This window comes from Actinokineospora iranica (assembly GCF_900101685.1).
In the GTDB taxonomy this organism is placed as follows: domain Bacteria; phylum Actinomycetota; class Actinomycetes; order Mycobacteriales; family Pseudonocardiaceae; genus Actinokineospora; species Actinokineospora iranica.
Map to the genome: position 1 here is coordinate 1 of NZ_FMZZ01000014.1, position 12,841 is coordinate 12,841.

The 12,841-nt window shown below is 71.6% G+C and carries 8 protein-coding genes and 1 pseudogene; all 9 read right to left on the reverse strand.

Annotated elements, in window-relative coordinates; genetic code table 11:
* Positions 1-222: 222 nt before the first annotated feature.
* The 9 genes and pseudogenes from BLS56_RS24035 to BLS56_RS24070 all read right to left on the reverse strand — a co-directional run bounded on the left by BLS56_RS24035 (position 223) and on the right by BLS56_RS24070 (position 12,725).
* Entirely contained in the window at positions 223-4,032 is a 3,810-nt protein-coding gene (locus tag BLS56_RS24035) for an ABC transporter ATP-binding protein (RefSeq protein ID WP_091455200.1), read from the reverse strand.
* A gap of 78 nt (positions 4,033-4,110) precedes the next feature.
* On the reverse strand, positions 4,111-5,016 hold the full coding sequence (locus tag BLS56_RS24040; RefSeq protein ID WP_091455202.1) for an ABC transporter permease subunit: 906 nt from the start codon (positions 5,014-5,016) through the stop codon (positions 4,111-4,113).
* 752 nt (positions 5,017-5,768) lie between these two features.
* Positions 5,769-6,821, reverse strand: a pseudogene (locus BLS56_RS24045) (ATP-binding cassette domain-containing protein); the annotation flags it as partial.
* A 135-nt stretch (positions 6,822-6,956) separates the two neighbouring features.
* Positions 6,957-7,406 (reverse strand): hypothetical protein, encoded by a 450-nt coding sequence (locus BLS56_RS24050; RefSeq protein ID WP_228771882.1) that lies wholly within the window; start codon positions 7,404-7,406, stop codon positions 6,957-6,959.
* A 5-nt stretch (positions 7,407-7,411) separates the two neighbouring features.
* Complete coding sequence (locus tag BLS56_RS31740; RefSeq protein ID WP_175483018.1) at positions 7,412-7,555, reverse strand: hypothetical protein; 144 nt, start codon at positions 7,553-7,555, stop codon at positions 7,412-7,414.
* Between the two features lie 527 nt (positions 7,556-8,082).
* The gene (ald, locus tag BLS56_RS24055) at positions 8,083-9,204 is read right to left on the reverse strand and encodes an alanine dehydrogenase (protein ID WP_091455204.1); all 1,122 of its coding nucleotides are present in this window, start codon (positions 9,202-9,204) and stop codon (positions 8,083-8,085) included.
* A 129-nt stretch (positions 9,205-9,333) separates the two neighbouring features.
* Entirely contained in the window at positions 9,334-10,866 is a 1,533-nt protein-coding gene (locus tag BLS56_RS24060; RefSeq protein WP_091455206.1) for a PucR family transcriptional regulator, read from the reverse strand.
* A 71-nt stretch (positions 10,867-10,937) separates the two neighbouring features.
* Complete coding sequence (locus tag BLS56_RS24065; protein ID WP_091455208.1) at positions 10,938-11,786, reverse strand: SGNH/GDSL hydrolase family protein; 849 nt, start codon at positions 11,784-11,786, stop codon at positions 10,938-10,940.
* 63 nt (positions 11,787-11,849) lie between these two features.
* The gene (locus BLS56_RS24070) at positions 11,850-12,725 is read right to left on the reverse strand and encodes an SGNH/GDSL hydrolase family protein (protein WP_228771883.1); all 876 of its coding nucleotides are present in this window, start codon (positions 12,723-12,725) and stop codon (positions 11,850-11,852) included.
* Positions 12,726-12,841: the final 116 nt, after the last annotated feature.

Genomic DNA, 12,841 nt, shown 5'->3' on the forward strand with positions numbered 1-12,841 from the left:
CGTGCCGCGTGCCGCGTGCCGCGTGCCGCGTGCCGCGTGCCGCGTGCCGCGTGCCGCGTGCCGCGTGCCGCGTGCCGCGTGCCGCGTGCCGCGTGGGTTCCTGTTCCCCTGCTTTTTGGTCTTGGTTTCTGGTGTGCCCTCCTGGTCTGGGGTTGTGGTTGGGGCTGGTCGGTTCGGCCGGGTGGGTGGGGTGGCCGGTTGCGCGCCGGTGGTTTCGACAGGTCAGCGGTGGGGGTGGGTGCCGCCGATCGTGACGTTGGCTGTGGGGGCGGGAGTGGGTGCGGCGGCGCTGGTGGTGGGGTGGGGGTCCATGGTGCCGAGGCGCCAGAGGTGGGCGTAGTGGGCGTTTGCGGACAAGAGGTCTTTGTGGGTGCCCTGTTCGACTATGCGGCCGCCCGACATGACGACGATCTTGTCGGCGCGGGCGGCGGTGGCTAGGCGGTGGGCGACGACGAAGGTGGTGCGTTTGCCCGCCACGCGTTCACTGGCGGTGAGGACGGTGGATTCGGTTGCCGGGTCGAGGGCGGCGGTGGCCTCGTCCAGCAGGAGGATGTCCGGGTCGACCAGTTCGGCGCGGGCCAGGGCGATGAGCTGGCGTTGGCCCGCGGAGAGGCCTTGGCCGCGTTCGCCGACCGGCTGGCGGAAACCTGCCGGGAGGGTCGCGACCATGGGCAGGGCGCCGACCGAGCGGACGGCCGACTCGACGCGGGCGGGTGGGGAGTCGGGGGCGCCGTAGGCGACGTTGCGGGCGATGTCGCCGGTGAACAGGTGGGCCTCCTGGGGGACGACACCGAGGCGCTGGCGGTAGCCGGACAGGTCGTAGGAGCGCAGGTCGACGCCGTCGGCCAGGACCGCGCCGTCGGTGGGGTCGTAGAAGCGGGCGATCAGCTTGACGACCGTGGACTTGCCAGCGCCGGTCGCGCCGACCAGGGCGACGGTCTCGCCTGGGCGGACGCGCAGGGAGATGTTCGAGACGGCTGGGCGGTCCGCGCCCGCGTAGGTGAAGGAGACATCGCGGAGTTCGATCTCGCCAGTGAGGCGCGCGGGCACGGGGACCGGGTCGGCGGGCGGGCGCACCGTGGTCGGGGTGCGCAGCAAATCGGCGATGCGGCGCAGGCCGACCCTGGCCTGCTGGTATCCGTCGAACACGCCGGACAGTTGCTGCACCGGGGCGAAGAACAGGCCCAGATACAGCAGGAACGCCAGTAGCACGCCGGGAGTCAGCTCGCCGTCGGCGACCCGGTGGGCGCCCACGATCAGGACAGCCGCCTGCCCGAAGCCGGACAGCATGGACACGAACGGGAAATACGTCGCGATGTAGCGCTGCGCCCGCAGCCGCGTCCGCCGGTAGGCGTCGCTGCGTTCGGCGAACCGGCGCGCCGACACGTCCTCCCGGGTGTACGCCTGCGCCACCCGCAGGCCGGAGACGTTCTCCTGCATGTCGGCGTTGACCGCGCTCACCCGGTCGCGGGCCTCGGCATAGGCCGCGGACGACAGCCGCTGGAAGATCACCGTGGCGACGAGCAGCACCGGAAGCACGGTCAACGCCACCAGCGCCAACGACAGGTCGGTGACCAGCAGCGCCACCGTCACCGCCACCACCGTCAGCAGGCTCGCGGCGGCCGTGGTGAGCCCGGTCTGCAGGAACGTCGACAGCGCGTCGACGTCGGTCGTCATCCGGGTCATGATCCGCCCCGCCATCTCGCGCTCGAAGTAGTCCAGGCCGAGCCGTTGCAGGTGGGCGTAGCTGCGGACGCGCAGCAGGTACAGCAGCCGCTCGCCCACGCGCGCCGTCAGCACCGTGTTCACGGCGGTGTTCAGCCACATCACCCCGACCAGCGCCGCGGCGACGGCGGTGGCGACGAACAACGCCCCCGTCGCGCCGGTCAGCACGCCCGAGTCGATCCCGCTGCGGAACAGGGCGGGCAGCGCGACCGCGATCACCGAGTCGAGCACCACCAGCCCGAAGACCACCGCGAGCGCCGTCCGCGCCGGACGCAGCAGCCTGCGCAGCCGGAACCCGGGATCGGGCGCGGTCGGGTCCTCCCCGTGCAGATCGGGGCGCTCGACCGCGGGGGGCAGCGCCCGCACCCTGGCCAGCAACTCGTCCGTCGGCGGCACGTTCAGCGCGTCCGGCGAGCCGCCGCCCATCCGGCCGCGACCCACGGCGGTCGTCTTCTGCGTGTACAGCGCCGCGCCGGTCTGCGACTCGCCGCTGTCCTCCGGCCACAGCGACGGCGTCACCCCGTCCGGCCCTGGCATCAGGTCGGCGCCCGTGCGGCGGGTCGGGTCCTCGATCGCGTCGCCCGGCCCGGCCAGCAGCGACCGGTACAGCGCGCACCGCGCGTTCAGCTCCGCGTGCGTGCCGACATCGACGACCTTGCCGCCGTCGAGCACCGCGATCCGGTCGGCCAGCGCGAGGGTCGACCGGCGGTGCGCGACCAGCAGCGTCGTCCGGTCCGCGGTGACCTCGCGCAAGGTGTCGTGGATGGCGGACTCGGTGGCCGCGTCCACCGCGGACGTCGCGTCGTCGAGCACCAGCACGCGCGGGTCCGACAACAGCGCCCTGGCCAGCGCGACCCGCTGGCGTTGCCCGCCGGACAGCGTCAGCCCGCGCTCGCCCACCACCGTGTCGTACCCGTCGGGCAGCGCTTCCACGAACTCGTGCGCCTGCGCGGCCTTCGCCGCCGCCCGGATGTCCTCGTCGGTGGCGTCCGGCCGCCCGTAGGCGATGTTCGCGCGCACCGAGTCGGAGAACAGGAACGCCTCCTCGAACACCACCCCGACCGTGCCGCGCAGCGACGACAGCCGCAGGTCGCGCACGTCGACCCCGTCGATCCGGATCGCACCAGACTGCACGTCGTAGAACCGGGGAAGCAGCAGCGACACCGTCGACTTGCCCGACCCGGCCGTGCCCACCAGCGCCAGCGTCTCGCCCGGCGACACCCGCAGCGACACCCCGTCCAGCACCGGCTCGCTGCGCGTGTACCCGAACCGGACCCCGTCGAGCACCACGTCGACCGGCCCGTCCGGCACGTCGATCGCGTCCGGCTTGTCCACGACGTCGGGCTGCGAGTCGATCAGCTCGTAGACCCGCTCCACCCCGGCCCGCGCGAGTTGCGCGTTGATCAGCAGTCCGGCGAGCAGCCGGGTCGGCCCGACCAGGTTCGCCACGTAGCTGGCGAACGCGAGGAACGTGCCCAGCGTGACCTGCCCGTTGAGCGCCAGGTAGCCGCCCAGCGCGAGCACCGCCACCTGCCCGGCCGATGGCATCGCCACCAGCGTCGCCGCGGGCCGCGAGGTCAGCTTCGCCGTGCGCATCCGCTCGGCGAACAGCGCCCGCGCGGTCTTCTCCAGCCGCGCGACCTCACGCGCCTCCTGGCCGAACCCCTTGACGACCCGCACGCCGGTGACGGTCTCCTCGACCTGCTGCGCGACGTCGGCCGCGCGCTGCTGCGCGGACCAGGTGGCCGGGAACAGGGTGGACCGGCTGCGCGTCGCCACGACCGCCACCACGGGGGTGACGACCAGCGCGACCACGGTCAGCATCGGTGAGAGCCAGAGCATCGCGCCGAGCGCCGCCAACCCGAACACGACGGTGCCGATCGACAGCGGCACCATCATCAGCAGGCCCTGGACCAACTGCAGGTCGTTGATCGACCGCGACACCACTTGCCCGGTGCGCATCGCGTCCTGCTTGCCGCCGTCGAGCCGCTGCACCGCGCCGAACACCGCCTGGCGCAAGTCGTGCTGCACGTCCAGGGCCAGCCTGCCGCCGAGATACCGGCGCAGGAACGCGCTGCCGAAGGTCAGCAACTCCATCGCGACCAGGGCCGCGACCAGCCAGCCCAGCCGTGCCGTCTCGCCATCGACCGCGTCGTCCACGACGAACTTCACCAGCAGCGGGCCCGCCGCCTGGAAGCCGACGCCGATCACCGACGCGACCACCGACAGCACGACCAAGCGGCGGTGCTGCCAGCAGGCGGCGGTCAGTCTGCGGATCCAGCCGGGGGCTGTGGAGGTGTGGGGCACCTAGCCAGATTAGGTCCGGGCCGCACTCCGTGGGGGAGTGCGGCCCGGGGCCTGTGGATAACTTCGGGCTGTGGATAACTACGTGATGTCCCGCCGCTGATTCCGGATGATTCCGGTCATGAAGAACAACGCCGTCCAGCCGAGGAAGATCAACCCGCTGATCCACAGCGAGAACGCGCCGGGAGCGCCCGCGGAGAACCGGATGATCTCCTCGATGGTCTCCTGCCTGCTCGCGGGGATCGCCGCGCCGCCACGGTTGAACACGAGTGTCTGGATCTGCTCGAACAGCAGCGCGGCGGCGGTCGAGCCGGTGAGGCCGTTAGCCGAGCCGTTCGGCAGGAAACCGGGGAGGTTGGAGCCCTCGGTCGTGCCGAAGAGCACCACTTCGCCGAAGGGGCCGACGACGAGCGCGTAGATCAGCAGGATCACCAGCGCTCCCACCGGCGAGCCGATCAGCGCGCCGACCCCGAGGCCGACGAGCGTCCACAGGATGCACATGATCATGCCCGCGAGCACGATCAGGAACCACTGCTCGCCCTCGGGCAGGAGGTTGGTGTCCGAGCCGATCAGGGTGCCCAGGCTCGCCGCCGCGCTGATGACCAGGCCGAAGATCGCGCCCCACAGCACGTACGTGATCGCCTTCGCGCCCAGCACGCTCGCGCGGGAGGGGGCGGTGAGGAACGTCGTGGTGATCGTCTTGCGGCTCAACTCGCTGGCCAGGCCGAGCGCGCCGAAGATCATCGGGAAGATCGAGGCGATGTTGATGCTGCGCGCCAGCGCGATCACCGACCAGGACATCTCGTCGACGGGCACGTCGAAGTTGCGGAGCTCAGGCTCATTGGTGACGTCGTTGATGAGTTCTCCGGTGACTGCCGACCAGCCCCATGCCCAGAGGACGGCCAGCACGACAGCCGGGATCATTAGGCCCCACCACAGCTTGGTGGTGAGGATCTTGCGGAACTCGGCGTTGATCAGCCTGCCCATCACGCGTTGCCCCCCTGTCCGGTCGGGTTCTGTTGCGACTCCGGCGGCGGTGGGGCCTGCGGGACGTCCACCGGCCGCGGCGCGGGCGGCACGGCGTCAGCCGCGGGCGGCTGGTTCGACGCCGTGTCCTGTGCCGGGTTCTGATCTGCCCCTGCCGGGGTCGACGGGGACGCCGCCGGGGTCGGGTGGGACGGCGGTGTCTCCGCCGCAGGCTCCTGGGGCTCCGGGCTCCGCGCCGGGGGATGCTCCGGCGTCGGGCCTTGTCCGGGGGTCTGGGAGGGCGGCGGGGTTTGGGCCGCGGCCTGCTGCGTTTCCGGGGTCGCGGGCGTGGCCTGGTAGGACGCCGGAAGCTGCTCGCCGACCTGGTGTGGCGCTGCCTGGTAGGGCGAGGGAGTCTGCGCCGCAGCCGGGTAGGGCTGGGCGAAACCGGGCTGCTGGCCACTCTGCTGCGGCGCGAAGGCCTGCGAGTCGCCCTGGGGCGGAGCGAAAGGCTGCGGGTTGTTGCCCTCGGCAGGCGCGAAGGTCTGCGGCGCGCCTTGGGGTGGCGCGAACGCCTGTGGGTTGCCTTGGGGTGGCGCGAAGGCTTGTGGGTTGCCTTGGGGCGGGACAGCTTGGTGCTGTGTTCCTTGAGGCGGTTGGTAAGCCCGCGGGTCGCCCTGGGGTGGGGTTTGGTGGGGTGGCGCGAAGGCCTGGGGGTCGCCCTGGAAGGGCAGGGTGATCTGCGGGGTGCCCGGAGAAGGGGTGTGGACCGGCTGGGGGCCGCCCTGCGGCGGGGTGCCCGGCGGGGCGTAGCCCTGCTGCTGGTAGCCCTGCTGCTGATAAGGCTGCTGCTGGTAGGGCTGCTGGTGCTGCGGACCCTGTTGGTACTGCGGCACGCCATAGCCGGGTGCGCTGGGGGCTGCCCACTGGCCGCTGGTCAGGCGGAAGAACAGCTGCTCCAGGTCGACCCGTTCCTCCTGCACCCCGTACAGCGCCGTCCCGGCCTTCGCGGCGATATCGCCGATCTGCTGGACGGTGGCGTCGACTACGGCGATCTTGCCGTCGGGGGTGGGGGTGATGCCGGTGATGCCCGCCGCCTGGAGGGCGGTGGCCAGAGCGGTGGGGTCGGCGGGTTGGACGATCACGCGGGACTGCTGTGAGCGGCGCAGGTCGTCGAGCTTGCCGTAGTACATGGTCTGGCCGCGGCTGACGATCACCACCTGGTCGATGGTCTGCTCGACCTCGGCGAGCAGGTGGCTGGAGATCAGCACCGTGCGGCCGGAGGCGGCGAACGCCTTGAGGAAGGTGCGCAGCCAGGCGATGCCCTCGGGGTCCAGGCCGTTGGCGGGCTCATCGAGCACCAGGACCTGCGGGTCGCCCAGCAGCGCGGTCGCCAAGGCCAGGCGCTGCTTCATGCCCAGCGAGAAGCCGCCCGCCGCCCGGTTGGCCGCGGCGCCGAGGCCGACCAACCCTAGAACCTCGTCGGCGCGCTGGTCCGTCAAACCCATCGCCGCCGTGTAGACCCGGAGGTGGTTGATCGCCGTGCGCTTCGGGTGGAAACCCTGGGCCTCCAGCACCGCCCCCACGACCCGGCCCGGGTTGCCCAACCCGGCGAAGGGCTGGCCGTTGATCGTGGCGAACCCCGACGTCGGCCGGACCAACCCCAGCAGCATCCGCAGCGTCGTGGTCTTGCCCGCGCCGTTGGGCCCGAGGAAACCGGTCACCGAACCCGGCTCGACGTGGAAACTCAGGTTCTGCACCGCGGCGACCGGACCGAAGTTCTTGGTCAAGTTCTGCACCACGATGCGACCGCTACCGTCCTGCACAGGCCCCTCCAGCTCGCCAGGCGTGTCGTGGCGGCCATCTTGCCGCATCGTGACACTCCGCGTCCGGGTAGGGCGCGGAACGCCGAGCAAGCCAACGGGCAGGTCACCCTGAATTGGGTGGGCGGTCACCGAGTGTCAGTACTGGCGTTCCCTTACCGGGGCGCGGTGCACCGGCTCCATCGGGACGACCGGCGGCTCGGGAGGCGCTTGCGCCCGCGCCCCGGCAGGCTTCTCCTGCGGCACCAACACAGCCTGCCTGCCGAACGGATTCCGCAGCGGCCGCTTCCGGTCCCGGTGCGCCACACCCTCGCCGATCAGATGCTCATGCGCCATCCGCCACACCTGACACGGCCACCGCAGCCCGCGGAAACCCCGCAGGCTCGCCGCCCCCGCCGGACACGCCCGGCACCGGCTCTCCTCATCCGGTTGGTGCACCGTCAGCAGCAACCGCCACCCATCGGCCAACCGGCTGATCTCACTGCGCGCCAACGGCAACAACGTGGACTCGTCCGCCGTCCCCGCCACCTCGTCCAGCAGCGCCAACCGCGCCAGCACCGCCGCCCGCAACGCCTCGTCCCCACGCACCGGCATCACCCGGCCCGCACGTTGTCCGCGCGACCCGCCGCCTGGTCCAACACCACGCCGAGCGACCGCGTCTGCTGGGCGGACAACACCGCGGACGCCCCAGGCGGGGGAACCAAGACGACCAGATCGTCCTCCACCAACACCGTCAACGCGCGATCTCGGCCGAAGGGATCGTGGCAGCCGAGGCACCACCGAGGCTCAGTCACCGATGAGGCATCGGCGCGCCGACCCGGCCACCGTAGCGCCGACCGGCGGTTTCACCCCGATGCGCGGTTTCTCACCCGAAAGGGTCCATTATCTGTGAGGAAGTAATCACGACTCGCCCGCCCCCAGTGCAGCGAACCGCGCCGAATGTGCCTAAGCTATAGGTGGCGGCCCGCTCCCAGTGACCCCCAGGCTGGTTGAGCGGGCCGCCCTCACACCTCCCCCTCCCATGCTCGCGGAGAGCGCGAGCCGGTGGTGTTCGTCAGTGTTGGCCGGGGGGCCGAGCCCCCCGAGCCCCCCACGGTGCGGCTGGTTCCTGACCCGGCGTTGTTCTGTGTGGGCCTGTGGGTGGTTGATGGTGACTGGTGTCCGATCCCGACGTTTCTATAGGACCGTCCACATGCCTCACCTGCGGCGTGTGCCAGGGGACTGGGGTGGGGCAGGGCAGGCGGGGGCGGGGGCATAGAGGGGGTTAGGGGGTTAGGGCGGTTTGTAGGGGGGTTTGGGGGAGGGTGGGGTGGGTGTGGGCTACTTGGGGGTTGGTTAGGGCGCCTGCGTGGGTGTTGAGGCCGTGGGCGAGGGTTTGGGAGGTTTGGAGGGCTTGGCGCCAGCCTTGGGTGGCTAGGGACTGGGTGTGGGGGAGGGTGGCGTTGGTGAGGGCGTAGGTGGAGGTTCTTGGGACTGCGCCGGGCATGTTGGCCACGCAGTAGAAGAGGGAGTCGTGGACCTGGTAGGTGGGGTTCGCGTGGGTGGTGGGGTGGGAGTCTTCGAAGCAGCCGCCCTGGTCTATGGCTATGTCTACTAGTACTGAGCCGGGCTTCATGTGGGCGACGACGGTGTTGCTGATGAGTTTGGGGGCCTTGGCGCCGGGGATGAGGACTGCGCCGATCAAGAGGTCTGCGGTCTTTGCTGCCTGTTCTATGGCGTAGTGGGTTGAGGTGGTGGTTCTTACTTGGCCGTGGAACTGGGCGTTTATGTGGCGCAGGCGGTCGATGTTGGTGTCCAGGACCTCGACTTCCGCGCCCATGCCGTGGGCGATGGTGGTGGCGTTGACGCCCGCCACGCCGCCGCCGATGACCACTACCTTCGCGGGGTGGACGCCGGGGACGCCGCCGGGGAGGACGCCGCGGCCGCCGGAGGGGCGCATCAGGGCGAACGCGCCGACCTGGGGGGCCAGCCTGCCCGCGACCTCCGACATGGGGGCCAGCAGGGGCAGCGCGCCGGTTTCGGTCTGCACCGTCTCGTAGGCGATCGCGGTGGTGCCCGCGGCGAGCAGGGCCCGGGTCAGCGGCTCGTCCGCGGCCAGGTGCAGGTAGGTGAACAGGATCTGCTCGGACCGCAGGTACGGGTACTCGGCGGCGACGGGCTCCTTCACCTTCAGGACCAGTTCGCCCTCGGCCCACACGTCCTCGGCGTCGGCGAGGATCTTCGCGCCCGCGCCCAGGTACTCCTCGTCGGTGATCGCCGAGCCCAGGCCAGCGCCCGCCTCGACGAACACGGTGTGGCCGTGGGCGGTCAGCTCGTGGGCGCCCGCTGGGGTCAGCGCCACCCGGTACTCGTGGTTCTTGACCTCTCGGGGAACGGCGATCTTCACCGGGATCGTCCTCTCGGTCGGGGCTGGACCCGCTGCGGGGTGTCCCCTATCACGGTCAGGCAGCGTTAAGCGGCTGTCATCGTGCCCTGAAACCGAGAGTAACCCCGCCGTGTTGTGCTCGCGGAACAATCACTGCCAGCGGAGCGCGGTGAGCTGGGTGAGCAGGGCGAGGCGGGTGTCCGGGTCGGCGAGGTCGGCGTCGAGCCGGGCGGTGATCCGCGACAGGCGGTACCGCAGGGTGTTGGGGTGAATGCTCAGCGCCGCCGCGGCGGCTCGGGGATCGCCGGGGTGGCGCAGCCACTCGTAGAGGGTGTCGGCGTACCAGCCCGCGTCCGCGTCGGCGATCAGCTGGGTGAGCGGGCCGAAGGCCGCGACTCCCGCCGCGTTCGCCGCCACCGCTGCCCGGTGGAGCACGAGGACTGTCCACACCTGGTCGTGCACCGCTATCGGCCCCTCGGCGAGGCCCGTGCGCAGCAGGCTCAGCGCCTCGTCCGCCTCGGCGCGCGAGCGGGCCAGGTCCGCCACCTCGACCGGAGTGCCCGCACCGACCAGCGGACCGTCCAGATCGGCCAGTGCCGTGCGCAGGGTTGGCCAACCGTCCACATCCGGCACTATCGCGTAGAGGACACCGTGGAGGTCCGCGATAGCGGGACGCTTACCGACGCCCTCGGTAAGTCGTTCTAAGAGGGACAGTCTTACGCCTTCTCCGTCCAACGCGTCGTCGCTCTGCGCGTCGATGGCGACCACGCGGTGCGGGCCGCGGTCCAGGTCGAGTTCGGCGGCGGCCAGGCGGGTGCTGCCGGTTCCTTCGAGGACCGACCGCACCAGTTCGGCCGAGTGCCTGCGCTCGCTGGCCTCGCGGGCCCGCCTGCGCAGCAGGTGCAGCGCGACGACCGGCGCGGCGTCGGCGAAGGCGGCGGCCCGCTCGTCGGGCACCGGGCCCGCGACCACCGCCCACATGGAGCCCAGCAGCTGGCCGCCCATCCGGATCGGCACGATCAGCCGGGGCAGCGTGCCGTCCTTCTGCGCGGGCACGAAGATCGCCGTGCGGCCGCGGCTGAGTTCGCGGAACACCCCGCGCGACCGGAAGCGGGCCAGCACGTCGTCCGGCACGCGCCTGCCCATGATCGTCGACACCCGCGCCGGGTCGGTGCGGTCCTGCCGGGCGGAGTACGCCAGCACGCGGGAGTTCGCGTCCTCGATGGTCACCGGCGCGTCGACCACTGCCGCCGCCGCGTCGGCGAGCCGGAACAGGTCGCCGAACGCGGCCGAGTGCAGGGCGTCGGACTCGTCCGCGGCGGCGTCGAGAACCGACCGCAGCAGCCACACCAGCTGCGCCCACGCCGTGGCAGCGTGCACCTCGACAATCGCCGTGCCCGCCCGCAGCGCCGCGGTCTTGACCGCGCCGCGCGCCGCGTACGGGGGTTTGAGCAGCACCGCCGCGGCGCCGTGCGCCCCGCAGTGCCGCACCAGCGCGACCGCGTCCTGCGTCGAGGCGACCGCGACGCCGAGCACCAGGTCGCCCGCGCCGACCTGCGCGCGCCGCCCCGCCTCGGCGATGACCACGTCGGTGACGTGCAGCCCGTCGGCCTGCTCCACGGCGAGGGCGGTGCGCAGCAGCGTGGGACCCACCCGGTCCACCACGCCCTGCACGCTGATCATCGCTCTCCTCGGCGCTGCCCGATTCTCAGACCACGGTAGCGCTGCCGGAGAGCCCTGAAATCGCGGAAGTCCTAATCCGACAGTGCGGCGGCGACCAGCCCGCCGACGTGCCGCTGGCCCGCCGCGTTCGGGTGGACCGGGACCGACAGGCTCGTCGGCAGCAGGCCCTCGACCCACTTGTTCCACGGCAGGAGCTGGCAGACGTCGTGGCCGGTGGTCAGGCCGGGATTGACGAACACCGCGCCCGCTGCCTCGGCGCTGGCGCCGATGGTCTCGTTGAGGACGCGCTCGATGCCGTCGAAGTAGGGGACGTCGCCGACGGCGAACGGCACGACCGGCCAGCAGCCCGTGGTCGGCGGCAAGATCCGCAGGTAGCCCACGACGACGATGGTGGCGTTGGGCGAGCGCTGCGCGATGCCGTCGACCACGGCGGTGATCTTCGGCGCGAGCTGGGCGATGCGCTCTTCGAGGACGCCCGCGTAATGGGCCTTGCACGGCGCGCCGAGCGGGTTGGTGAAGCTGAGCTTGGCGCAGGTGGTGATGATCTCGCCGAAGCCGATGTCGTTGCCGCCGATGGAGACCGTGACCAGGTCGGTGTCGGCGGTCAGCGCGCTGAACTGCGGCGGGTTCTGCCCTTGCGGCGCGGTCATCTCCCGGGTCTGCGCGCCGCCGCAGCTGATGTCGACGAACTCGGTGGGGGCGAGCTTCGCGGCGATGACCGACGGGTAGTTGTCCGTGGCCCGCGCGCAGCCGGGCGCGTCCTCGCGGAACTTGGTGAGCGTGCCGACCGACGCGAACGAGTCGCCGAGGGCCACATAGCGCTGGTAGTCCTGCGCCGCGTTGGCCGGTGGCGCGATCAGGGCGGCGGCGAGCACCCCGCTCAAGACAGTGGTGACGGCCAACGCGCGGAACCTGGGCATGGGGACCTCACTCGCCGATAAGCCGAAGGGGATTCGCATACTGCTGTGTGATCGCGGCCACTGTCAAGGAGTGCGGGCGAAGCGGAGCGTGAGCCAGGCGAGGCCCGCGACGATCTTCATGCCGTTCTCGTTGGGGTGCACGGCCTGCGCGGGCGCGGCGGGCCGCAGCGGCTCGACCCAGCGGCGCTCGGGCGGCTGGCAGGAGTCGCGGTCGAGGGAATAGGTGTAGGGGGTGACAAAGCGGGCGCCCGCGGACCGGGCGACCTCGGCCAGTGTGCGGTTCAGCGACTCCTGCACGCGGTCGAAGTACGCGTTGTCCCCCGCGGCGAACGGGACCTGGGGCCAGCAACCGGTTTCGGGCGGCAGGATGCGCAGATAGCCGACCACCAGGACGACGGCGTTGGGCGAGCGCTCTTTGACGCCCGCGAGAACCGCGCGCACCCGCTTGCCCGTCGCCTCCACCCGCTGGGCCAGGACGTCGGAACCGGACGCGGTGAAGTGCGCGCGGCAGGGGGAGCCGGTCGGGTCGGCCGCCCCGGCCCGGCCGCAGGCGTCCATGATCTGGCTGAACCCGACGTCGTTGCCGCCGATGGTGATGGTCACCAGGTCCGTCTCCTGGCGCAGCGCGTCGAACTGCGGCGGGTTCTCCCCGCCCGGAACCCGTTGCGGCGCGGTCATGTGCGCGGTCGTCGCGCCGCCGCACGTCACGTCGCGGAAATCGGGCACCCGCAACCAGTTCGCCAACTGGCCCGGGTAGTTCCGGCTGGCGCGGCCGCAGCCCGCGGGCTCGTTCCCTTGGTCGGGGATGCCGGGGCCGGACGCGTAGGAGTCGCCTAGTGCGACGTAGTGATGAAAGCGCACCGACGGAGTAATCGCTGTCGCAGGGGTGGCGGCGGTCAGGAAAACGAGCAGGCTGGACATCATGGCGGCGGCGCGCATGGTTCCGATCGTTCCCCGGCGGGTCGATCACGGCAACCGCGGTGTGTTCCAACCTGTGGACAACCGCCCGTGATCCGGCACGCGCGGTTACGGTGCTTGCCATGGCAGTCCTCACG

Bases quoted from the DNA above. Each gene is read 5' to 3' on its own strand.
- BLS56_RS24040 (WP_091455202.1), bottom strand. From the start codon at position 5,016: ATGGGCAGGCTGATCAACGCCGAGTTCCGCAAGATCCTCACCACCAAG.
- BLS56_RS24060 (WP_091455206.1), bottom strand. From the start codon at position 10,866: ATGATCAGCGTGCAGGGCGTGGTGGACCGGGTGGGTCCCACGCTGCTG.
- BLS56_RS24065 (WP_091455208.1), bottom strand. From the start codon at position 11,786: ATGCCCAGGTTCCGCGCGTTGGCCGTCACCACTGTCTTGAGCGGGGTG.
- BLS56_RS24070 (WP_228771883.1), bottom strand. From the start codon at position 12,725: ATGCGCGCCGCCGCCATGATGTCCAGCCTGCTCGTTTTCCTGACCGCC.